This is a genomic window from Stenotrophomonas sp. STEN014 (genome assembly GCF_056760315.1).
Genome location: NZ_JBRREN010000008.1, coordinates 44,663 through 68,566 on the forward strand (window position 1 = coordinate 44,663; position 23,904 = coordinate 68,566).

Annotated in this window: 17 protein-coding genes; 13 read left to right on the top strand and 4 right to left on the bottom strand. The window is 65.9% G+C overall.

The window, feature by feature from the left end; translation table 11 throughout:
* Nucleotides 1-24: 24 nt before the first annotated feature.
* The 10 genes from mnmG (at nt 25) to ACVOMC_RS11940 (ending at nt 14,093) form a co-directional block, all read left to right on the top strand.
* Entirely contained in the window at nt 25-1,914 is a 1,890-nt protein-coding gene (gene mnmG / locus ACVOMC_RS11895) for a tRNA uridine-5-carboxymethylaminomethyl(34) synthesis enzyme MnmG (RefSeq protein ID WP_481524114.1), read from the top strand.
* 171 nt (nt 1,915-2,085) lie between these two features.
* Nucleotides 2,086-2,625 carry a gamma carbonic anhydrase family protein gene (locus tag ACVOMC_RS11900; RefSeq protein WP_057506316.1) on the top strand — a complete coding sequence of 180 codons (540 nt, stop codon included), beginning with the start codon at nt 2,086-2,088 and terminating at the stop codon, nt 2,623-2,625.
* A gap of 195 nt (nt 2,626-2,820) precedes the next feature.
* A complete protein-coding gene (locus tag ACVOMC_RS11905) occupies nt 2,821-3,498 on the top strand; it encodes an RDD family protein (RefSeq protein WP_481524204.1) in 678 nt (225 codons plus the stop codon).
* Complete coding sequence (locus ACVOMC_RS11910; protein WP_481524115.1) at nt 3,495-4,487, top strand: stage II sporulation protein M; 993 nt, start codon at nt 3,495-3,497, stop codon at nt 4,485-4,487. The genes ACVOMC_RS11905 and ACVOMC_RS11910 overlap by 4 nt, the downstream gene beginning before the upstream one ends.
* Nucleotides 4,477-6,045, top strand: coding sequence for a DUF4129 domain-containing protein (locus ACVOMC_RS11915; RefSeq protein ID WP_481524116.1), 1,569 nt, complete (start codon nt 4,477-4,479; stop codon nt 6,043-6,045). Before ACVOMC_RS11910 ends, ACVOMC_RS11915 begins: the two co-directional genes overlap by 11 nt.
* Entirely contained in the window at nt 6,042-7,187 is a 1,146-nt protein-coding gene (locus ACVOMC_RS11920; protein ID WP_481524117.1) for a DUF4350 domain-containing protein, read from the top strand. The genes ACVOMC_RS11915 and ACVOMC_RS11920 overlap by 4 nt, the downstream gene beginning before the upstream one ends.
* A gap of 83 nt (nt 7,188-7,270) precedes the next feature.
* Nucleotides 7,271-8,239, top strand: a complete 969-nt coding sequence (locus tag ACVOMC_RS11925; RefSeq protein ID WP_481524205.1) for an AAA family ATPase — start codon at nt 7,271-7,273, stop codon at nt 8,237-8,239.
* The gene (locus tag ACVOMC_RS11930) at nt 8,236-9,534 is read left to right on the top strand and encodes a DUF58 domain-containing protein (RefSeq protein ID WP_481524118.1); all 1,299 of its coding nucleotides are present in this window, start codon (nt 8,236-8,238) and stop codon (nt 9,532-9,534) included. The genes ACVOMC_RS11925 and ACVOMC_RS11930 overlap by 4 nt, the downstream gene beginning before the upstream one ends.
* 276 nt (nt 9,535-9,810) lie before the next feature.
* Nucleotides 9,811-11,385: an alkaline phosphatase D family protein gene (locus ACVOMC_RS11935; RefSeq protein WP_481524119.1), complete on the top strand. Its 1,575-nt coding sequence runs from the start codon at nt 9,811-9,813 to the stop codon at nt 11,383-11,385.
* 62 nt (nt 11,386-11,447) lie between these two features.
* On the top strand, nt 11,448-14,093 hold the full coding sequence (locus ACVOMC_RS11940; protein WP_481524120.1) for a TonB-dependent receptor: 2,646 nt from the start codon (nt 11,448-11,450) through the stop codon (nt 14,091-14,093).
* A gap of 58 nt (nt 14,094-14,151) precedes the next feature.
* On the opposite strand, the gene ACVOMC_RS11945 is transcribed toward ACVOMC_RS11940, so the two are convergent.
* Complete coding sequence (locus ACVOMC_RS11945; protein ID WP_481524121.1) at nt 14,152-15,339, bottom strand: glutathionylspermidine synthase family protein; 1,188 nt, start codon at nt 15,337-15,339, stop codon at nt 14,152-14,154.
* A gap of 4 nt (nt 15,340-15,343) precedes the next feature.
* A complete protein-coding gene (locus ACVOMC_RS11950) occupies nt 15,344-15,907 on the bottom strand; it encodes a DUF1190 domain-containing protein (RefSeq protein ID WP_481524122.1) in 564 nt (187 codons plus the stop codon).
* A 199-nt stretch (nt 15,908-16,106) separates the two neighbouring features.
* Between ACVOMC_RS11950 and ilvD the strand changes: the two genes are divergently transcribed.
* Nucleotides 16,107-17,945 (top strand): dihydroxy-acid dehydratase, encoded by a 1,839-nt coding sequence (gene ilvD / locus ACVOMC_RS11955; RefSeq protein ID WP_481524123.1) that lies wholly within the window; start codon nt 16,107-16,109, stop codon nt 17,943-17,945.
* Nucleotides 17,946-17,950: 5 nt separating this feature from the next.
* On the opposite strand, the gene ACVOMC_RS11960 is transcribed toward ilvD, so the two are convergent.
* A complete protein-coding gene (locus ACVOMC_RS11960; RefSeq protein ID WP_481524124.1) occupies nt 17,951-18,913 on the bottom strand; it encodes an integron integrase in 963 nt (320 codons plus the stop codon).
* A 761-nt stretch (nt 18,914-19,674) separates the two neighbouring features.
* Here ACVOMC_RS11960 and ACVOMC_RS11965 point away from each other — a divergent pair.
* Both ACVOMC_RS11965 and ACVOMC_RS11970 read left to right on the top strand, forming a co-directional pair.
* Nucleotides 19,675-20,241 carry a hypothetical protein gene (locus ACVOMC_RS11965; RefSeq protein ID WP_481524125.1) on the top strand — a complete coding sequence of 189 codons (567 nt, stop codon included), beginning with the start codon at nt 19,675-19,677 and terminating at the stop codon, nt 20,239-20,241.
* A gap of 1,216 nt (nt 20,242-21,457) precedes the next feature.
* Nucleotides 21,458-21,838, top strand: a complete 381-nt coding sequence (locus ACVOMC_RS11970; protein WP_481524126.1) for a hypothetical protein — start codon at nt 21,458-21,460, stop codon at nt 21,836-21,838.
* A 975-nt stretch (nt 21,839-22,813) separates the two neighbouring features.
* Here the strand turns inward: ACVOMC_RS11970 and ACVOMC_RS11975 are convergent.
* Nucleotides 22,814-23,737, bottom strand: coding sequence for an IS110 family RNA-guided transposase (locus ACVOMC_RS11975; protein ID WP_481524127.1), 924 nt, complete (start codon nt 23,735-23,737; stop codon nt 22,814-22,816).
* Nucleotides 23,738-23,904 lie beyond the last annotated feature (167 nt).

Sequence of the window (23,904 nt, forward strand, 5' to 3'; positions counted from 1 at the left end):
CACTTCCGACTCCGATCCCACGCCATGAGCGACTCCTTCTCCCACTACGACGTCATCGTCATCGGCGGCGGCCATGCCGGCACCGAGGCCGCCCTTGCGGCCGCCCGTGGTGGCGCGCGCACGCTGCTGCTGACCCACAACGTCGAAACCGTCGGCGCGATGAGCTGCAACCCGGCCATCGGCGGCATCGGCAAGGGGCATCTGGTCAAGGAGATCGACGCCCTCGGCGGCGCGATGGCGCACGCCGCCGACCTGGCCGGCATCCAGTGGCGCACGCTCAACGCCTCCAAGGGCCCGGCGGTACGCGCCACCCGCTGCCAGGCCGACCGCAACCTGTACCGCATGGCGATCCGCCGCATCGTCGAGTCGCAGCCCAACCTGACCGTGTTCCAGGCGGCGGTGGACGATCTGGTGATCGAGGGCGACGCCGTGCGTGGCGCCATCACCCAGACCGGACTGACCTTCCATGCACCGGCCGTGGTGCTGACCGCCGGCACATTCCTGGCCGGCAAGATCCATATCGGTGAAACCCAGTACACCGCCGGGCGCATGGGCGACCCGCCGGCGACCACGTTGGCCGCGCGTTTGCGCGAGCGGCCGTTCGTGATCGACCGGCTCAAGACCGGCACCCCGCCGCGCATCGACGGCCGCTCGCTGGACTACCGCGTGATGGACGAACAGCCCGGCGACGATCCGCTGCCGGTGATGTCCTACCTGGGCAATGTGGCCGAGCACCCGCGGCAGGTGAGCTGCTGGATCACCCACACCAGCGAGCGCACCCACGACATCATCCGCGGCGCGCTGCACCGTTCGCCGCTGTACAGCGGCCAGATCGAAGGCATCGGCCCGCGTTACTGCCCGTCCATCGAGGACAAGGTGGTGCGCTTTGCCGAGAAGGCCAGCCACCAGATTTTTGTCGAGCCCGAAGGCCTGGACGTGGTGGAGGTCTACCCCAACGGCATCTCCACCTCGCTGCCGTTCGACGTGCAGCTGGAACTGGTGCGTTCGATCCGCGGCATGGAAAACGCGCACATCACTCGTCCCGGCTACGCCATCGAATACGACTTCTTCGATCCGCGCGGACTGAAGAACACGCTGGAGACCCGCCAGGTGTGCGGGCTGTTCTTCGCCGGGCAGATCAACGGCACCACCGGTTACGAGGAAGCCGGCGCGCAGGGCCTGCTGGCCGGCATCAACGCTGCGCTGTTCGTGCAGGGCAAGGACGGCTGGAGCCCGCGCCGCGACGAGGCCTATATCGGTGTGCTGGTCGATGACCTGATCACACACGGCACCAGCGAGCCGTACCGCATGTTCACCAGCCGCGCCGAGTACCGGCTGCAGCTGCGCGAGGACAACGCCGATACGCGGCTGACGCCGACCGGGCGCGAGCTGGGCCTGGTCGATGACCGGCGGTGGGCCGCGTTCGAAACCAAGCAGGCGGCGGTGGCCAACGAAAGCGCGCGTCTGCGCGGCCTCTGGGCTACCCCGGCCAACGCGCTGGGCCGCGAAGTGGCCGAGGCCACCAGCGTGGCGGTGACCCGCGAGACCAGTGTGCTGGACCTGATCAAGCGCCCGGAGCTGGACTACGCCAAATTGATGCAGGTGCCGTCGCTGGGCCCGGGGGTGGACGATCCGCGCGTGGCCGAACAGGTGGAGATCAGCGTCAAGTACGCCGGCTACCTGGATCGCCAGCGGGTGGAGATCGAACGCCAGCAGCGCCACGAGAACACCGTGATCGCCGAGGGCTTCGACTTTGCCGCCGTGCATGGCCTCTCGGCCGAGGCGCTGCAGAAGTTCGAGCGGGTGCGCCCGCAGACCATCGGCCAGGCCCAGCGCATTCCGGGCATGACCCCGGCGGCGATCTCGCTGCTGCTGGTGCATCTGGAGCGCGCGCGCCGCGGCAAGGTGGCCTGAAGTAGCACGCGGCATCGCTGCGGCGAGTAACCGCCATGGCGTGGAAGCTTGCTGCTCCCTGTGCGTCGGGCCGGTGCAGGCATTGCATGCCGCGCCAGCGCCGCAGCGCGCTGGGACGCGGTGGCGCCACTGCGTATCATCGTGACTGCAATCCCACCGATGAATTCCGCCATGACTTCGCTGCGCCCCTTCCTGGACAAGATGCCCGTTGTGGGCGAACGCGTGTACGTGGACCCGGCGTGCACGATCATCGGTGATGTGCGGATCGGCGATGACGCCTCGATCTGGCCGGGCACGGTGATCCGTGGCGATGTGAACCACATCCGCATCGGCGCGCGCAGCAATGTGCAGGACGGCACCATCATCCACGTCAGCCACGACAGTCCGTACAACAAGGGCGGTTTTCCGACCCTGATCGGCGAGGGCGTCACCGTCGGCCACGGCTGCATCCTCCACGCCTGCACAATTGGCGACTACTGCCTGATCGGCATGGGCGCGTGCATCCTCGATGGCGCGGTGATCGAGGCCAACGCCTTCATCGCCGCCGGTGCGGTGGTCGGCCCGGGCAAGGTGGTGCGCAGCGGCGAGCTGTGGGCCGGCAACCCGGCGCGGCTGATGCGCCAGCTCAGCGACAAGGACATCGAAGGCCTGCGCTATTCGGCCGACCACTACGTCAAGGTCAAGGACCAGTACCGCTCGATGCCCGGCTGATCCCGGCGGTGGCTGCAGGCGCAGGCGACGGTGGGCTGGGCTTTCCACAGGACCGCGGTTAAAGTCGCCGCTGATCAAGGACGCCATCGAGACCCGCATGCCCCTGGCACCTGTCCGGGCTGGAAACCGGACTTTCCCGCGCTGCCGGGCCTACCTCAACATCGCCGCGGTGGTGCCGTGACACCGGCGCCAGCGATGCTGGACACCTACCGCGAAGTGATCACGCCTGAGGGCGTGCCCCTGCAGCTGCCCGCCGCCGGACCAGTGCCGCGGGCGCTGGCCTGGCTGATCGATCTGATGGTTCGCGTTGGCGTGCTGACGCTGATGAGCCCGCTGCTGGCGCTGCTCGGCGGGCTGGGCCAGGGCCTGTATCTGGGACTGATGTTCCTGATGTTCTGGGCCTATCCGATCATCCTCGAGGTCTGGCTGGGACAGACCCTGGGCAAGAAGGCCGTGGGACTGCGCGTGATCGCCCGCGACGGCGCGCCGCTGGGCTGGATGGCGGCGATCGTGCGCAACCTGCTGCGCACCGTGGACATGCTCCCGTTCGGCTACGCACTGGGATTGATCTGCTGCCTGTACGACCCGTACGGCCGCCGCCTGGGCGATCTGGTCGCCGGCACGCTGGTGGTGCATCTGCCGCCGCGTACTGTGTCGGTGCCGGCCCGCACCGACGCGGCACTGGCCCCGCCGCTGCCACTGCAGCCCGGTGAACAGAGGGCGGTGATGGCCTTCGCCGAACGTGCCCCGGCGCTATCTCCGGCGCGGCAGCAGGAGCTGGGCGATATCGCCTCGGTACTGAGCGAGGCGCGTGGCCAGGCCGGCGTGCTGCGCCTGTATGCGATGGCCAACTGGCTGCTGGGGCGGCGATGAGACAGGAACAGTTCGTCGCCCGCTACCAGCACGAATGGCAGCAGTTCGAGCACTGGCTGCAACGCCGTGGCCAGAACCCGCGCAAGGCGCGCGGCACGCGGGACCCGGACCTGCCCGGCGATGAAACCATCCCGGAACGTTACCGGCGACTGTGCCAGCAACTGGCACTGGCGCGCCGCCGCGGGTACAGCCCGCAGCTGGTCGAGCGCCTGCAGCAGCTGATGCAGCGTGGCCACAGCCTGCTGTACCGCACCCCGGCCCCGCGCTGGCAGCGCGCGGTGGAATTCCTCGTTGCCGATTTCCCGCAGCTGGTGCGCAGCCAGGCCGCCGCGATGGCGGTGGCGTGCGCACTGTTCGTGCTGCCACTGGTCGGCATCTTCGTGCTGCTGCAATACCAGCCCGAGCTGATCCACCTGCTGCTGGACCCGCGCCAGATCGCGCAGATGGAAAAGATGTACGACCCGGCCGCCGACCGCCTGGGCCGCGACAGCGGCACCGACTGGGCGATGTTCGGCCACTACATCATGAACAACATCAGCATCGGCCTGCGCACGTTCGCCAGCGGCCTACTGGCCGGGATCGGCACGGTGCTGGTGCTGCTGTTCAACGGCATCACCATCGGCGCGGTGGCCGGGCACCTGCAGCAGGTCGGCTTCGGCGATCCGTTCTGGCGTTTCGTGGTCGGCCATGCGCCGTTCGAGCTGACCGCCATCGTCATCGCCGGCGGCGCCGGCCTGCAGCTCGGACTGAGGCTGCTGGCGCCCGGACGCAAGCGCCGGATCGACGCGCTGGTCGAAGGCGGCGTGATCGGCGCGCGGCTGTGCCTGGGCGTGGCCTTCATGCTGCTGGTGGCCGCCTTCATCGAGGCGTTCTGGTCCTCCACCGCGGCTGTGCCGGCGTGGGGCAAGTTCAGCGTCTCCGGGGTGCTGTGGGCGCTGGTGGCCTTCTGGCTGTGGCGCGGCGGGCGGGGAGCGGCGGATGCGGATTGACCAGCTCGACGTGGTGCTGCGCGCGCGCTCGCCGTGGGAGGCGATGGAACTGGGCACCGCGCTGGTGCGCCGCCACGCCGGCGCGATCTGGAAGCCGTGGCTGCTGCTGACACTGCCGCTGTTCGCGCTGCTGAACCTGGCCGGCTGGTGGCTGGACAATTTCTGGCTGGCGGCGTTCGCGCTGTGGTGGCTCAAGCCGGTGTTCGAGCGCATCCCGCTGTACGTGATCTCGCGCGGCGCCTTCGGTGCCACCCCGGGCACCGGCGAGACGCTGCGCGCGCAGCGCAGCTGGGGCTGGCGCGGTCTGTGGCCGTATCTGCTGTGGCGGCGGCTCAGTCCAGCGCGGTCGCTGATGATGCCGGTGGATCTGCTCGAAGGCGGCGACGCGGCGCAGCGCCGGCAACGGCGGCGGGTGCTGGGCGGTGCCAGCTATGGCCATGCCAGCCTGCTGACATTGGTGTGCTGGCATTTCGAGTGGGTGTTGCAGCTGGCCGGGATCGCGCTGGTGTTCATGTTCGTGCCGCTGGAGCTGCTGTCCGAATCGCTGCGCGCGGCGTGGTCGCTGATCGGCGAGGACACCCCGGCGTGGGCGTGGATCGGCTTCAACCTGCTGGCGTGGGCGGCACTGACACTGGTCGGCCCGTTCTACAGCGGGGCCGGCTTCGGCCTGTACCTCAACCGCCGCACCCAGCTGGAGGCCTGGGATGTGGAAATCGCCTTCCGCCGGATGCGCGACCGCCTGGCGCGGCTGGCCCCGCTCCTGCTGCTGGTGCTGGCCATCGCCCTGCCCGGTGATTCCGCCCAGGCCCAGGACGGCGCTGCAGACCTGCAGAAGCAACACGCCAATCACAAGCACCTGGCGGCACATGCGGCGAGCGGCGCAACGCCAGCGACCGTGTTCGGCCCCACGCACGCCGATACCGCCAGCTTCCGCCAGGCGGCCGCACGCGCCTACGAAGACCCGCAGCTGGGCGCCCAGCGCAACGTCAGCCGCTGGAAGCGCACGCAAGATGCCACGCAGCAGGAACGGGACACCCCGGGCGACAAGTGGGCGCCGGACCTGGACGGCATCCGCACCCTCCTGGCGCTGGTCAGCGAGAGCTTTCTGTGGATCCTGGTTGGCGCATTGCTGATCGCGCTGCTGCTCACCGCCCGCTGGTGGCTGCCGTGGCTGCGTGGCAGTGGCCGGCGCAAACGCACCGTACAGTCCCCGGTCACCCAGGAAGCGCTGCAACTGCCCGACAGCCTGCCGCCGGATATCCCCGGCAGCGCGCGCCGGCTGTGGCGCGAGGGCAAGCCGCGTCATGCACTGGCCTTGCTGTACCGCGCCGCGGTGGAGGAGCTGGGCCAGCGCGCCGATGTGGTGCTGCCGCCCGGTGCCACCGAAGCCCAGTGCCTGCGCGCGTCGCGACGCATGCCGGTGGACGCCGACCGCCAGCTGTTCGCGCGCATGGTGCGCACCTGGCAGTACGCCGCCTATGCCGGCCGCCTGCCCAGCGCCGACGAGTTCGACGCCTTGCTTGAGGATCTGCAGCGCCACTACGGGTGGCCCGCATGAGTCCGCGCTGGCGCAACGCGGCACTGCTCCTGCTGGCCTTGGCCGTGGGCGCCGCGGCGGTGGTCTGGTTCCTGCGCAGCTTCGAACGCGTGCCCGAGCAGATCACCCTGCCGGCCTATGGCGAACCCACCTACAACCCGCTGTTCGCGCTGCGCGAGGCCCTGCGCAAGGAGGGCGTGAGCGCGCAGTCGCGGCGCCAGCTGGACCTGCCGGCAATGGCGCTGCAGCCACACGACACCGTGCTGATGCTGGAGGATCCGCGCCAGCTGACGCGGCCGCAGGTGGACGCGCTGCTGGACTGGGTGCAGGGCGGCGGCCATCTGCTGCTGCAGGTGCCTGCGGCCGGGGATGACCGCCCCGACAACCCCGCCACACTGCTGAGCCGCCTGGGCATTCTCCCCAGCGAGGTCCCGGCGCGCTGCCAGCCCTGGCAGGTCGCCGCCCAGGAGCGGCATCAGGAGTTCTGTTCGGGCACCCGCTTCAATCTCGCCGGCAGCCGACGTATCGAGCTGCACTGGGGCGATGGCTTAGACGACACCCTGGCCTATGCGCGCCTGCGCTACGGTATCGGCCGCGTGGACGTACTGGCCGACATGGACTTCCTGCGCAATGGCAACGGCGCGAAGGGCGGCCTGCGCGATATCCCGCATCGCGATCTGGCCCGCCTGCTGCTGGCCCCGAACTATGGCAAGGGCACGGTCCACCTGGTCTACGCGGTGCAGGCGCCCTCGCTGTGGAAGATGGTGTTGCAGCGCGGCTGGCCGGTATGGCTGCCACTGCTGCTGGCGATGCTGGCCTGGCTGTGGGCGCGCAGTCAGCGCTTTGGTGCGCTGCTGCCCTCGCCGCGCGAGGAACGGCGCTCACTGCTGGAACATGTCCGCGCCAGCGGCGAACACCTGCACCGCTACGGCAAGACGCCGCTGCTGTACGACGCCGTGCGTCAGGCCTTCCTGGCGCGTCTGCGCCGGCGCGCGCCGCTGGCCGCGGCCTTGACCGGCGATGCCCAGGCCCACGCCATCGCCGAGCATCTGCAGTGGCCGCTGGCCCGCGTGCAGAGTGCCCTGCAACTGCCCGCTTCACAGGACGACACCGCCCTGCGCGAGCGCATCCGACTGCTGATCCAGATGAGAAACCAGCTATGACCGATCTGCCGACTCCCCCCGCCCTTCCCGGTGACGCGCCCGCCGTCTCCCCCGCGCCGCTGGCACCGCTTGCCGCCCCGGCCATGCCGGCGACGGGCCACGCCGGGCTGATCGAGCGCGTCGAACGCATCCGCGAGGCGGTCGGGCAGGCCTTCATCGGCCAGGCCGATGTGCTCGACCAGATCCTGATCGCGCTGCTGGCCGGCGGCCATGTGCTGATCGAAGGCGTGCCGGGACTGGGCAAGACGCTGCTGGTACGCGCCCTGGCGCAGGCGCTGGAGCTGGACTACGCCCGCGTGCAGTTCACCCCGGACCTGATGCCCAGCGACGTCAGCGGCCACGCGGTCTACGACCCGAAGACCGAAAGCTTCAAGATCCGCCGCGGCCCGGTGTTCACCAACCTGCTGCTGGCCGACGAGATCAACCGCGCCCCGGCCAAGACCCAGTCGGCGCTGCTGGAAGTGATGCAGGAAGGCCAGGTGACGATCGAAGGCCGGGGCTTCGCGCTGAGCCCGCCGTTTTTGACCCTGGCCACGCAGAACCCGGTCGAGCAGGAGGGCACCTACCCGTTGCCCGAAGCGCAGCTGGACCGTTTCCTGCTCAAGGTGCTGATCGACTACCCGCAGCTGGAGGACGAGAAGCAGATGGTGCAGGCCATCACCACCGGCCGTACCGCCAGCGACTTCAACCTGGCGCAGGTGCCGCGCGTGCTCAGTGGCGCCGATGTGGTGGCGCTGCAGAAGGCGGTGGCCGCGATCACCGTCGATCCGCAGGTGGTGGACTACGCGGTGCGCATCGTGGCCGCCACGCGCAAGTGGCCGGGCATCGCGCTGGGCGCCGGTCCACGCGGCAGCATCGGTCTGGTGCGCGCCGCACGCGCGCAGGCGGTGCTGGCCGGGCGGGATTTCGTCACCCCGGATGACGTGCGCGAGATCGCCCGGCCGGTGCTGCGCCATCGCATCACCCTGGCACCGGAACTGCAGATCGAAGGCCAGTCCACCGACGATGTGCTCACCGCGCTGCTGGCCAAGGTGGAGGCACCGCGCAAGTGAGGCCCGCCCCGCTGCTGCTCGCGCTGCTGGTGCTGTGGGGACTGCTGGGCGTGCCGGCGGCGCTGCATTACCTGCCGTTGCCACTGTGGCAGGCGGTGGCGGGCGTGATCGCCCTGCTTGCGCTGCTGGATGGACTGCTGCTGTGGCGCCGGCCCACCCCGCAGGTGCGACGCGAGCTGCCCGATTCACTGGCGCTGGGCGTGGAACGCGAAACCTGGCTGCAGCTGGATGCCTTCGGCCGCCAGCGCGTGGACGTGTTCGACCTTCTGCCCGATGGCTGGAACAGCCAGGGCCTGCCGCGCCGGCTGACGCTGGCGCGCGCCAGTGAAACCCGTTTCAGCTACCGCTTCACCCCGGCCAGCCGCGGCACCTTCGTGTTCGATGGCGTGCACCTGCGGCTGCATTCGCCCTTGCGGTTGTGGCGCCAGCTACGCCTGGCCGGCACGCCGCAGACCGTGCGCGTGTATCCCAACTTCGCCCCGCTCACCCGCTTTGCGCTGCTCAGCGCGGAAATGGCCTCGCGCCTGGTCGGCGCCCACCTCAAGCGCCGCCGTGGCGAAGGCACCGATTTCCACCAGATGCGCGAATACCGGGTCGGCGACAGCCTGCGCCAGATCGACTGGAAGGCCACCGCACGCGCACGCAAGCTGATCTCGCGCGAGTACCAGGACGAGAAGAACCAGCAGCTGCTGATGCTGATCGATACCGGCCGCCGCATGATGGCCGACGACGGCGGGCTGTCGCACTTCGATCATGTGCTCAATGCCGCGCTGGTGGTGTCGTATCTGGCCCTGCGCCAAGGCGATGGCGTGGGCCTGTTCGCCAGCGGCGGGCAGACCCGCTGGGTGGCACCGCAACGTGGCATGGGGGGGATCGATGCGCTGCTGCGCGCCAGCTACGACCTGCAGCCGCAGCCGGTGGCCACCGACTATCTGGCCGCCGCCACCGAACTGTCGCTGCGCCAGTCGCGCCGTGCCCTGGTGATGCTGGTCACCAATGTGCGCGACGAGGACATCGAGGATCTGCTGGCCGCGGTGCGGCTGCTGCAGAAGCGTCACCTGGTGTGCGTGGCCAGCCTGCGCGAACGGGCGCTGGATGAGGCACTGACCCGCGAAGTCGACACCCTGGCCGACGCGGTGCAGGCCGGCGCGATCGCCCGCTACCTGCAAAAACGCAGCGATGCGCACGAAGCGCTGCGCAGCCACCGGGTGATGGTGCTGGATGTCACCGCCGAGGAGTTGCCGGCGGCGCTGGTGGAACGCTACCTGGCCGTGAAGCGCGACGGCCTGCTGTAAGCAGCGATGTAGACAGCGAAAGCTGTAGTGCCGGGCCAAGCCAGGCATTGCCTGAGCGGAGCATGGCCTGCGCCAAAGCGGCCATCGCACTCCATTGCGCACGCATCTTCTATCGCAGGATTTTGCATGTTTCCGCTGCGATGTCGTTGCAGCGCAAGACGCCCTGCATCACCGCATGCATACCCACATGATCACCGACACACCGTGGTAACCACCATGTAATGCTCGGACAAGAGAATCCGCCCCGCCTACCGCTGTACGGAAATTCTCTGCTCGATGAACGCTCGTCTCGTCACCCGCCGCCAGCTACTGCTCGGCGCAGGTGGTCTTGCCCTGCTGGCCGGCATGGCGCCGCGCAGCCTGCTTGCAGCTCCCAGACTCAACGCGAACCCTTTCACCTTGGGCGTTGCCGCCGGTGATCCATTGCCCGATGGCTTTGTCATCTGGACCCGCCTGGCGCCGGAGCCCCTGCAGCAACACGGTGGCATGCCGATGACCCCGATGCAGGTGCAGTGGGAAATTGCAGAGGATGAGCATTTCTCGCGTGTCGTGCAGCGCGGTGCGCATATCGCACGCCCCGAGCTGGGCCACAGCGTGCATGTCGAAGTGGCGGGGCTGGCCGCACAACGACCGTACTGGTACCGCTTCCACCTGGACGATGCCAGCAGCAGCATCGGTCGTGTCCGCACCGCACCAGCCGCTGGCAGCACGCCGGATGCACTGCGCATCGCCGTGGCCGGTTGCCAGCATTACGAAGCCGGCCACTTCTCCGCCTATCAGTACCTGGCCAATGATGGCGAGCTGGACGCACTGTTCCACTACGGCGACTACATCTATGAAGGAAAAGCCGGCAAAGGCGTGACCCTGGACGGTCGCAAGATCATGGTGCGCGAGCACCTGGGGGAGGAAATCTACGATCTGGCCGACTACCGTCGCCGCTACGCCCAGTACAAGAGCGACACCGATCTGCAGGCCGCACACGCGGCGGTCGCTTTCATCCCCTCGTTCGACGACCACGAGGTAGACAACAACTGGGCCGGCGAGTTCGATCAGGACGGTACGCCGCCCGAAGCTTTCCTGCTGCGCCGCGCTGCGGCACTGCAGGCCTGGTACGAAAACATGCCGGTACGCCGCGCACAGCTGGCGCGCCCGCATGGCCTGAGCATGCACCGTCGGCTCGACTACGGACAATTGCTGCGCATGCACGTGCTGGATACGCGCAGCCATCGCAGCGACCAGTTCTGTGGCAAGCCCGAGGAGCCGCATTGCCGCACCGATGTGGATGGTGAGGACAGCATGCTCGGCGATGCACAGCAGCAGTGGCTGCAGCAGGGTCTGGACAACGACGCACGCTGGAACCTGATCGCCCAGCAGGTGGTGTGCATGCCGCTGGACCGCCGTCGCCCGGATGCCACCGAGCCCGCACTCAGCGACGATGGCTGGGACGGCTACCCGCGTTCGCGCGCGCGCCTGATCCAGACCATCCAGCAGCGCGGCCTGCGCAACGTGGTGATCGCCACCGGCGATGTGCACCAGCACTACGTCGGCCACCTGCCCTCCAATCCGCAGGACTTGGCCAGCGCCGCGGTTGCCAGCGAGTTCGTCTGCACCTCGATCAGCTCCAACGGCGATGGCGGCCTACTGCGCAAAGGCCAGGAACACTACCTGGCACAAAACCCGCACATCAGCTTCAACAACGCGCAGCGCGGTTACCAGATCTTCGATATCCGCGCCGACCGCTGGAGCACCGAGCTGAAGGTAGTGGACCGCGTCGAACGCCCGGGCGGACAGCTGTCCACCGTCGCCCGCTTCCAGCTCAGCCCCGACCGGCCGCAGCCCGAACGCATCTGACCGAATTGCCGGCGCGCGCCGTGCACCCTCGCCGTTTTCTCCCCGATTGGAAAGCCACGCCCATGACCGTATCTCCGCGCCTGCAGCGCACCGCGCTGCTGCCCGCCAGCATCTCGCTGGCGCTTGTCCTGTCCGCCCCGGCCTTCGCCGCCCTACCACAAGCCGCCCCCGACGCCACCCAGCTCGATGCCGTGCAGGTGGTGGCCGGCTCCATCCAGCAAGGCCAGGAACAGATCGAGATCCGCCGCAACACCGACGGCATCGTCGACAGCCTGGTGCAGGACGATACCGGCGATCTGCCCGATCAGAACATCACCGAGGCGCTGCGCCGCGTGCCCGGGGTCGGCACGCTGTACCGTGACGACGAAGGCCAATTCATCACCATTCGCGGCATCACCCCGGATCTCAACCACACCATGATCGACGGCATCACCATGATCTCGGTGGGCGATTCGGGCGATGGCACCCGCCGCGTCGACATGGGCATGATCCCCAGCCAGGTGGCACGCCGCACCGACATCTACAAGACCTTTACCGCCGACCTGGAATCGGGCTCGGTCGGTGGCGTGGTGAACCTGGTGCCGCGCAGCGCATTCCAGAACGGCGGCAAGGATGCCTTGATCGTGGACGCGCAGCTGAACTGGGCCGATTACAACACGGTGCCCAATACCAACAACCTGCACGACGACCACAGCAACAACCTCGGCAAAGGCCTGAGCGCGCTGTGGTCGACGGTATTCGGTGCCGATGGGCAGTGGGGCCTGACCCTGGCCGCCAACGCCGGCACCCAGCAGCGCGACCTGACCAAGTACAACGCCAACGGCCTGATGTTCTTCGACCAGTCCGGCAAGAAAATCGCCTCGCCGTCGGCATCGGGCTGGAACGGCTACCGCGCCGTACCCGACACCGCGCGCAGCTATGACTTCAACAACCGCGTCTCCGACCGCAAGGGCATCTCCGCGCGCCTGGAGTGGAAGCCCAACGACAGCAGCTACCACTCGCTGCTGCTGTACGGCTACGGCCAGGACTACACCGAGAACCGCAACGAATACAGCCTCAACAGCTTGTCGGGCATGCAGAACCAGAGCGACGCCTCCGGCACCTTGAGCGTGGGCCGGGCCGATGCCGCGTTCTACATGGACACCATCGACCGCCGCAGCCGCGGTGCGATCTACCACTCACGTTTCGACTTCGATGAACTCAGCCGCCTGGATGTACGTGCCGGCTACTCGTTCTCCGGCTACGACAATACGGCTCCACAGGTGCGCTATCGCCTGAGCAATGCCGGTGGCCTGCTTGACTACTGGTTCGATGGCAAGCACTACGGCTTCGACGTGCGCGAACCCGAGCGCTATGGCAACGCCAGCGGCTACAAGCTGGCCAGCGCCTCCACCACCCAGACCGCCTCGGAAGCCGATGCCACCGAGTTCAAGCTGGACTACAGCCACAACATGGACAACGGCAGCGTGGGATGGGGCTGGAAGTTCGGTGCGGGCCTGCGTGACTATGCGCTGGAGCGCGACGTCACGGTGACCAACTACGTCATCAATCCGGTCTTCACCCTGGCCGGCTACAGCGACTACCATTTCACCCCGGGCTATTTCCCGCTGCCGTCGATGGTGGTGGACTACGCCAAGTTCCGCGATGAAGTGCTGCCCACGCTGGGCATCAACGCGGCCTCGTCACTGAAAGCCTCCGGCACGGAAGACTTCCGATACGACGAGACCATCGGCTGGGGCTACGGCATGTTCGGCTATGCCACCGACAGCACCAAGGTGGTGGCCGGCCTGCGCTACGACAAGGCGGACTACACCGGTCACGCGCCGGAAACCGTCAATGGCGTGTTCGACCCCCGCTTTGTCCCCAGCAAGGGCAAGTACGACCATTGGCTGCCCTCGGCCAACCTGCTGCACAGCTTCAACGACAGCTGGCGGCTGAAAGCGGCCTATAGCCGTACCCTGGGCCGGCCGATGCCGAACCAGATCGCCGAACCTTCCACCATCAACCAAGAAAACCAGACCATCAGCCAGGGCAACCCGGACCTGAGGCCACGCGTGTCGGACAACTTTGACGTGGCGGTGGAATGGTTCATCGATGGCTACGATTCAGCGATGACGCTGGGCCTGTTCCACAAGCAGATCAAGGACGACATCTTCCGCCTGGCCAGCGAGGTGCAGATCGACGGCCTGTCGTGGCTGTCCACCCGGCCGATGAATGCCGAGGGCTCCACCATCAGCGGCGTGGAGTTCGGCTACATCAACAACCGCATCCCGCATCTGCCCGGTTTCCTGCGTGACAAGGTGGGCATGTCCACCAATCTGATGTGGTCGGATGGATCGATGGATTACATCGCCAAGGGCCAGCGTCACCAGCTCGACCAACTGGTGGACCAGAGCGAATGGCTGGCCAACCTCGCCGTGTTCTATGCGTTGCCGCAAGGCGGCGAGGTGCGCCTGGCCTGGAACTACCAGAGCGCCAGCCTGACCATACTGGGCGACGAGCCCTATCTCAACCGCGGCACGGACGATTACGACAGTCTGGACTTCAGCCTGCGCCACCACTTCGGCACGCATTGGCTGGTGAAGTTCGACGCGCGCAACCTGCTCAACGAGAAGCGCAATCTGGCCGTGGGCCAGGATCTGGAATGGTGGCGCTCAGAGGGTGAGTCCGGCCGCACCTTTAGCGTGCACCTGATCTACAAGATGTAAAACAAGCAAGGCCCCGCGATGCGGGGCCTTGTCCTGTTCTAGCGTCCCGGCCGATCGATTACAGATAGATGCGGGTGCTGCCCTGTGGCGCGTCATCGAGGATCGCGTGCGGCAGGAAGCGGGCGCTGTCGCGGGTGATGCGGCTGTTGTCCTCGCGGATGCCGATGCCGCAGGCGTGATCGCCCACCACCCAGCTGCCGACCAGCGGATAGTTGCCCTCGAACACCGGCAGCGCATGGAACGCCTGGCGGATGCTCGGCCCGGTGTACGGCCCTTCGCTTTCCTGCCAGCGGCCATCGCTCATGTGCATGGCGACATTGGCACCCTCGCGCGAATGCAGCGGCTTGCGCACCCAGCCGGCCGGCAGCGCGCTGCCATCGTCGAAATGCGCTTCCAGCAGGTTCGGATGGCCCCGATGGCGCTGCCATAGCAGCGGCAGGATGCCCTTGTTGCTCAGCACCGCCTTCCACGCCGGCTCCAGCAGCTGTACGCCGGACTTGGGCAGCGCCGCGCCGAACTCCTCGCGCATCAGGTCTTCCAGCGGGTACAGCTTGAACAGGCTGCCGATCACCCCATCGTCCAGATCGGTGAAACGGCCGTCGGCCGACAGGCCGATGTCCTCGATCGCGATCGCCGCGCCGTGCAGGCCGGCCTGCGCCGCGCAATCGCGCAGGTAATCCACCGTGCCCTGGTCCTCGCTCGATTCGCCCACCGCGCTGAAATACAGCGGCGGCGGCAGCCGCGCCGCCAGTTCGGCAAAGCGCTCCACCAGCGTTTCGTGGATCGAATTGAACTGGTCGGCCTGCAGCGGCAGCGCGCCACGGTTGCGCTGGTCCTCCAGCCATTGCCACTGGAAGAACGACGCCTCGTACAGGGACGTGGGCGTGTCGTAGTTCAGCTCGTACAACTTGGCCGGGCCGGTGCCGTCGTAGGCGAAGTCCAGCCGCCCGTACAGATGCGGATCACGCCGGCGCCAGCTCTCGGCGATCCAGTCGCGAAAAGCTTCCGGGATGGCCAGCTGCGCCATCAGCGCCTCGCTGGCCACCACCTCGCCCACCAGATCCAGTGCCATCGCATGCAGCTCGGCGCTGGGATCCTCGATGTCATGCTCGATCTGGCGCAGGGTGAAGGCGTAGTACGCGCTTTCATCCCAGTACGGGGCACCGTCGATGGTGTGGAAGCGGAACCCGGCCTCGGCCGCGCGCGCGCGCCAGTTGCCGCGCTCGGCAATTGCGATACGCCTCACCGCATCAACCGCCGACGCTGCTGCGGCCGCCGCTGCGCGTGCCGAAGCCGCCACGGCTGGCGGTCACCGCGCGGTTCGGGGTCGCCGTGACCGGGGCCAGACCGGCCTTGCCGGCACCGATGCCGCTGGCGGTGTTCAGGCCGCCACTGCCGCCCGGTGCGGGCTTGGCCCAGCCATTGGCCTTGTCCTTGAAGGCCGGCTGCGCGGCCGGGGGGGCGGCCACCGCGCCGCGGCCGCTGTTGAGCATCTGCGACATGAAAAAGCCCATCATCATCGGCCCGATGAACGAGGTGCCGGCGCTGGTGGTCTGCTGCACGCACTGCTCGGCCGGGTACTCCTTGGCACACTCGGCCTGGCTGGCGTACTTGGGCGCGGCGTCGGCCGCCTGCTGCTGCGCGGCGGCAAACGCCGTGCGGCACGCGGACGGATCACCGGTCGCTTCACCGCAGGCCTCCACCGAGGTGTACAGCCCTTCCTGCACCTGCACGGCTTGCTCCTTCTGGCAGGCGGTAAACAGCAGCGGCGCGGCGCTCATCAGCAGCAGTGCGGTGGTCCTGGATCGCTTCATCGTCGATTCCCCGTGAAAGTCGTTTCCGAATGATGCCCGATCCAGCGCATCGGGCGGAAATCGGCAGCGCGGTCAAACTGAATCGGCTTTCAGTTGCAGGCACGCAGACAGCGTCGCGATGGTTGCAGCTGTAACCGGGTTTTTTATGCAGAATCAATGGCCAAGGTGCCGTTGCGCCCGTTGTCGCGTTCGCTATCCCATGCCCGAATACCGTTCGAAAACCTCCACCGCCGGCCGCAACATGGCCGGCGCCCGCGCCCTGTGGCGCGCCACCGGCATGACCGATGGCGACTTCCACAAGCCGATCATCGCGGTGGTCAACTCCTTCACCCAGTTCGTGCCCGGCCACGTGCACCTGAAGGACCTGGGCCAGCTGGTCGCGCGCGAGATCCAGGCCGCCGGCGGCGTGGCCAAGGAATTCAATACCATCGCCGTGGATGACGGTATCGCGATGGGCCACGACGGCATGCTGTATTCGCTGCCCAGCCGCGAGATCATCGCCGACTCGGTCGAGTACATGGCCAACGCGCACTGCGCCGATGCGCTGGTGTGCATCTCCAACTGCGACAAGATCACCCCCGGCATGCTGATGGCCGCGCTGCGCCTGAACATCCCGGTGGTGTTCGTTTCCGGCGGGCCGATGGAGGCGGGCAAGACCAAGCTGGCCGACCACAAGCTGGACCTGATCGACGCGATGGTCGCCGCCGGTGACGCCTCGATCAGCGACGAGGAAGTGGCCGCGATCGAACGCAGCGCCTGCCCCACCTGCGGCTCGTGCTCGGGCATGTTCACCGCCAACTCGATGAACTGCCTGACCGAAGCGCTGGGCCTGTCGCTGCCGGGCAACGGCACCGTGGTGGCCACCCACAGTGATCGCGAGGGCCTGTTCAAGCGCGCCGGCCGGCTGATCGTCGAGCTGTGCCACCGCTGGTATGGCGGCGAGGAGGCCAGCGTGCTGCCGCGTGGCATCGCCACCTTCGAGGCGTTCGAGAACGCGATGACCCTGGATATCGCCATGGGCGGTTCCACCAACACCATCCTGCATCTGCTGGCCGCCGCGCAGGAGGCCGGAGTCGCCTTCGACCAGCGCGACATCGACCGCCTGTCACGGCGCGTGCCGCAGCTGTGCAAGGTCGCGCCGAACTCGCCCAAGTACCACATCGAGGACGTGCACCGTGCCGGCGGCATCATGGCCATCCTCGGCGAACTGGCGCGCGGCGGCCTGCTGCACACCGAGGTGCCGACCGTGCATGCGCGCACCCTGGGCGAGGCGATTGCCCGCTGGGACATCAGCCAGACCAGCGACCAGACCGTGCACCAGTTCTACAAGGCCGGCCCGGCCGGTATTCCGACGCAGGTGGCCTTCAGCCAGTCCACGCGCTGGCCGTCGCTGGATACCGACCGCGCCAACGGCTGCATCCGCAGCGTCGCCCACGCGTTCTCCACCGAAGGCGGGCTGGCGGTGCTGTACGGCAACCTTGCCGCCGACGGCTGCGTGGTCAAGACCGCCGGCGTGGACGAATCCATCCACGTGTTCGAAGGCAATGCCCGCGTCTATGAAAGCCAGGACGCGGCGGTCAAGGGCATCCTCGGCGACGAGGTGCAGGCCGGCGATGTGGTGGTGATCCGCTATGAAGGCCCGAAGGGCGGCCCGGGCATGCAGGAGATGCTGTATCCCACCAGCTACCTCAAATCCAAGGGGCTGGGCAAAGCCTGCGCGCTGCTCACCGACGGCCGTTTCTCCGGCGGCACCTCCGGGCTGTCCATCGGCCACTGCTCGCCGGAAGCCGCGGCCGGCGGCGCCATCGGCCTGGTCCGCGACGGCGACCGCATCCGCATCGACATCCCGCAGCGCGGTATCACACTGCTGGTGGACGAGGCCGAACTCGCGCGACGCCGCACCGAACAGGACGCCCGCGGCTGGAAGCCGGCCGACGCCCGTCCGCGCAAGGTCAGCAGCGCCCTCAAAGCCTATGCCCTGCTGGCCACCAGCGCCGACAAGGGCGCGGTACGCGACACCGCGCTGCTCGACGGCTGACTTGCTCACTCCGCCGGGGGCGACAACGCTCCCGGCAAGCGGTCCAACGGGCTGAGCAGACCACCCGCACCGCGTCCCAGCACATGCGTATAGATCTGCGTGGTCGCCACGTCCTTGTGCCCGAGCAGTTCCTGCACCGTGCGGATATCGTGCCCGGCCTCGAGCAGATGGGTGGCGAAGGAATGACGCAATGTGTGCGCCGACACCGGCTTGTCGATGCCCACCTGGATGCGCGCATTCTTGATGGCACGTGACAGCACCGCGTCATCCACATGATGGCGCCGCTGCACGCCATCGCGCGGATCAACACTGATGCGCTCGGCCGGAAACACGTACTGCCAGCCGAACTCGCGATCCGCATTCGGATACTTTCGCTTCAGCGCGTAGGGCAACCACACCGCCCCCTGCCCGGCGAACAGGTCATGTTGATGCAGCAGACGCGCCCGCTCCATTTCCTTGTGCAGCGATTCCAGCAGACTGCGCGGCAACACCGTACGCCTGTCCTTGCCGCCTTTGCCATCACGGATCAGGATTTCCATGCGTGACAGGTCCACGTCCTGTACCCGCAGGCGCAGGCATTCCATCAAGCGCATACCGGTGCCATACAGCAGACTGGCCAGCAACCACGGGCGGCCGTCCATCGCCAGCAGCAGGCGCTGCACTTCTTGCGGCGACAACACCGTCGGCAAGCGCTTGGGCCGCTTGGCCCGCACCACGCCCTCCATCCACGGCAACTGCGTACCCAACACTTCGCGGTAAAGAAACAGCAATGCCGACAACGCCTGGTTCTGCGTGCTGGCGGTGACCTTGCCCTTCACCGCCAACATCGACAGAAACGCCGCCACCTGCTCGCCGGCCATCTCGCGTGGATGGGTCATGCGATGGAAACGGATATAGCGCACGATCCAACCGACATAGGCCTTTTCCGTGCGCAGGCTGTAATGCTTCAGGCGCAGGTGCCGGCGCACCTCATCCAACAACCTGGGCTTGCCTGCCGTTGACGCTGCGGCGTCGGCGGGATGAGCCGCGATTGGCGGCAGCAGGTGCGGCCCGATCCCCCCGCGCTTCACGGCCGCCTTGCGTTGCGGTGATTTCCCCGAAGTCCCACCGGCATTCCCCGCCCCGCCGGTGTCTGCTGCACGCCGCTGATATCCCTCGTTTCCGGGTGGATATGACATATCGCTTCGCTCCCGCTGATATGCAGCCCAGTCTGGGGAAGCATCAAGAACGGGGAAATGAGATAAGTAATTGACTCAACGTAGGATTTCCCCGTTGACAGCCAACCAGCCCAGCCCGAGTATGCCGGCATATCCCCGTTTTCGGGGTCTACTTAGAGTTATGCGCTCAGGTAGAGCGAGGCAATTTCACATGGAGACTGAATCGTCGTGAGCCAGAAATACGTTCCGCCGCAAGCAATTCGGAAGTGGGAGAGGGACATTCCTGGCGGCGAGCTCTACCAATTCATTGTGTTCGATAACGGAATTGTATGTGCCGCATATGGGCGGTACTCGCATTCCTCTGGTGCCTCCCAGTGTGGGTGGGCAGAGTTTGAGCGAGGGCAGCTGAACGAGCTGGTACGATCCACCATGGGCGAGAGTGTTCTAACAGAAGCTCTAGCCGTAATTCGCGCAGGTGCAGGCTCAGGTACCAGCAATCGCGCATAACCATTCGCTGCAGGCGCGACGGCCCTGACGGGCCGCGGCCTGAGCTCAAACGTTAGCGGGCATCCATGAGCGTCGATTACTTCGGAACGTTCTTCACGAAAGAGGGCTTCGATTTCACGGAGCTGCTCAACGCTGACTTCTTCCAGCCAGTCCGCATCCTCTTTCAACATCAGCACTACGTTTCAGCCGCCAAGCTGCTCTTGGTGGCCATAGACTCAGTTGCGTTTGTCGAATACGGCGAAAGCACGCGCGACAAGGTTTTTGTCCGGTGGCTGAATGCCTATGCCGATCTCGCGCCGCTAGGAGTAACGGCCGAGGAGCTGTGGGAGCATAGGAACTCACTTCTGCACATGAGTAATCTTGATTCGCGGAAGGTCGTTTCTGGAAAGACCCGCAGACTTGTGTTCTATCTCGGAGAGCTCCCGCCAGATGTAAAGTTAGACCACGAGACTACCGGCTACTACAACTTGCAGAAGCTCATAATCGCGATTGGTAACGCATGCGGAAAATGGTGTGAGACCTACGGCATGGAGCGCGCGAAGATCCACGATTTTGTAAAGCGTTACGACCTGATCGCCTCTGACGCAAGAATGATGCATGTGAGGCTCGACGGAGGGGAGAATGCCCGCTAACAGGTCGTTCGACACGGACACGCAGCGGCATTGCGCCACGAGGCGTATGCTCACCCGCACGCCTCGCGGCGCAATGCCGCTGCGTGCCGGTCAACTCCGACGTTAGGCCGTGGCGGAGCAAACCTTAAGGTGGTTTCCACTTCGGCAACTTTTTGGTTTCACCAGGTCGCGGCCTCGGTAGTACCACGCATCACGGTTCACCGGGCAAGCCCAGTCACGCAATTTGTGGCAGGCTCGGCAAAAGGCGGCAGTGCTGGGCAGCACGGTTGTAATATTAAACCGCTCTGGCCACTCACTGCCTAACAAGTCATCCAAGCCGACGTTGCTTCGCAACGCGGCTTAATTCTGGCGTTAGGTGGCATTGGTAAAAATTGAGGGTGGTTTCTGCTTCGGACAGTTCACCGGTTGTTTGCCAGTCGGCTCCGGGCACCGCTCTTCAATGTTTTCGGCATCGGCAAGCTCACGGCTTCGGCCCAGGCTTTATTTCTGCTGCACAATCATTGCAGTTGGCTTCGGCGGCTCCACGCGGCATGGTTTCAGTAGCAAGCCCCGGTCCCGCACGCTGTGGCACTATCGGCCTTCGTCATGCAGTTCAGGCGGGTGGTTTTGGTCAGTGGCTAAACATCTCGGCCAATCCCACCTAACAAGTCATCCAAGCCGACGTTGCGCCGCAACGCGGCTTAATTCTGGCGTTAGGCCGTGGTGGGGCAAGACCTTCAGGTGGTTTCCACCTCGGCAAGTTCCCGGTGCCACTTGGTCACCCGCTTCGGCAACACCTCGCATCACGGTTCATGGGGCAAGCCCAGCCCCGCAGTCTGTGGCAAGCTCACAAGAAGGCGGCAGTGCTGGGGAGCACGGTTGCGGCATCAAACCTTTCTGGCCACTCACTGCCTAACAAGTCATCCAAGCCGACGTTGCTTCGCAACGCGGCTTAATTCTGGCGTTAGGCCGTGGTGGAGCTAAACCTTCAGATGGTTTCCGCTTCGGCAAGTTTCCAGTGCCCCATGGCCGCGGCTTCGGTCGCACTGCGCTTCAAGGTTCACTGGGCAAGCCACGCCCCGCGGTCTGTGGCAAGCTCGGCAAAAGGCGGCAGTGCTGGGGAGCACGGTTGCAATACCAAACCGTTCTGGCCACTCACTGCCTAACAAGTCATCCAAGCCGACGTTGCTTCGCAACGCGGCTTAATTCTGGCGTTAGCTGTCAAACAGGAGATTTCATGAGGATCTCGCTTTCCCTTGCTTCAGCCTTGATTGCGTTTTCGGGAGCTGCTTCAGCAGAAACAATAATTGACTACACACAATCAACTATTGTCACAGTTGAAGCCAAATGCCCCGCAAACATAGATGGTCAGGGGAGTTTTCTTCCAGACAAGGACCAATGGTTTGCCCTTCTCAAGGAACTATCGATGCAGCCAAGCGCAACTTTTCGCATGTCGGGAGGCCCAAGTGGCAAGGTAGATACAGTTGAGCTGATCTATTCGGGCGAAAAGATAGGATTGAATTCTGAAGCATGGGTGGCGACTGCAAAGCGCGACTTGATTTTTAAAGCCGGTTGTCAACTCAACTGGAATGTCGCCCAATTGGCTGGTGGCAGCTAACAATTCATTCAAGCCGACGCCGCTTCGCGGCGCGGCTTAACTCTGGCGTTAGGCCGTGGTGGAGCTAAATCTTCAGATGGTTTCCGCTTCGGCAAGTTTCCTGCGCCCCATGGCCGCGACTTCGGTGGCATCGCGCACCGTGGCTCAAGGGGCAAGCCACGCCCCGCAGTCTGTGGCAAGCTCGGCAAAATTCGGCAGTGCTGGGCAGCACGGTTGCAGCATCAAACCGTTCTAGCCACTCACTGCCTAACAAGTCATCCAAGCCGACGTTGCTTCGCAACGCGGCTTAATTCTGGCGTTAGGCCGTGGTGGAGCTAAAACTTCAGATGGTTTCCGCTTCGGCAAGTTTCTAGTGCCACATGGCCACGGCTTCGGTGGCGCTGCGCACCGTGGCTCAAAGGGCAAGCCCCGCCCCGCAGTCTGTGGCAAGCTCGGCAAAAGGCGGCAGTGCTGGGGAGCACGGTTGCAGCATCAAACCGTTCTGGCCACTCACTGCCTAACAAGTCATTCAAGCCGACGTTGCTCCGCAACGCGGCTTAACTCTGGCGTTAGCTGCCATGGAAAAAGTGGTTGCGACCGAGCCAGGAGCACGGCTGATGAACCTATCGCCAGATCGGTTCACTGGCCGGCCTGTCTTGGGCCACCCAGCGGCATACCGTTGTGCCGCGTGTGGTGAGTCCACTCGGTTCCAGCTCGGCCTCAAGAACCCTGAGTCATTCACGCCAATTATCCATGCGGCGCTGGACGCCGCTTCCGGTCCGCCCGTGCCGTGGGAGACGGATTACACTGACTTCTGCTGCCTTGGGTGCGGGCTTCCGGTTCGGGTGACTCATGAGATCCACGAGTTTGCAATGTCGTCTTATCGCTACCTGCCGCTCCGCGTGTATGAGTACGTCGCTGGCAGCTAACAATTCATTCAAGCCGAACCCGCTACGCGGGTCGGCTTAATTCAGCAACTGTCTTGAAGCGTGCCGCTCAAGCTAGTGCCACGAGCTCCGCTCGAAGTTCATCGCGCCGCCTGGCATTTACGATCCCCGGCAGCTTTCGCATGCACGCCACGACCGCCACTTTGCCCAGCTTTCCTCGTTCGCGCAATTGCTGGTAATGCGCTTTCATCATCGGGTCCCAGCGCACCGCGGACAGCGTGGCCATATAGAGCGCCACCCGCACCGGCGACCGGCCTCCCCGGATGCGACGCTGGCCAGAGCCTTGACAGCTGTCCCGGTTCATTGGGGCTACGCCTACCAGCTTGGCAATCTGTCGGCGGTCGAGATGCCCCAGCTCGGGCAACAACGCCAGTACCGTTGCCTGGAACACCGGGCCGAGCCCCTTGCTAGAGCGGACGGCGGGAGTGATGTGCTGTTTGATCAGCACGTGGATGGCCTGGTTGATTGCAGCCTGTTCGCGGGCCAGTGCGGCGATGGTGCGGGTCGCCAGCTTGCGTACCGATACCGGAGCCATCGCGGCCTGCTGTTTCTGTGCCTGTAACGTCACGACCACTTGGGCCCACCGGCGCAGCCAGTGGCGCATCTCACGCTGCCACGGTAGTGGCGCCAGATGCGGGCGAAGCCGGTCGGCAAACAGGCGGGCCATCAATGCCAGCAAGCGGGCATCAATCGCATCGGTCTTGGCCAGCTCGCCAGTGGCGCGGGCAATATCGCGGGCCTGGCGTGGATTCACCCGTGCGATCCAGAGACCGGCATCGCAGCAGGCCTCCAGCAGCGGCTCCTCATAACCACCGGTGGCTTCGACCACGATCCGGGTTGCCTTCAAATGCTGCAGTCGCTCAATGACCTTAGTAATTCCGGTCGGGGTATTGGGATAACGGGCCACTTCACTTTGCCCGTCTACTGCCAGATCCAGGCTGGCCTTGCCCACGTCGATTCCCACTGCCGTCATGTCGATTCTCCGCTACAGTTGGCTGGTCGAGAGCATCGCGCCCGAGGCCCACGCTTATCCGTTCGAGGGAAACCTCGACCAACTGTCCGGGCGCAGGACGCGAGATCCGACGTGCGGCCCCTGCTGAATTACGGTGGTGCTGACACCGAGGCGTTATCGGGCGCGCA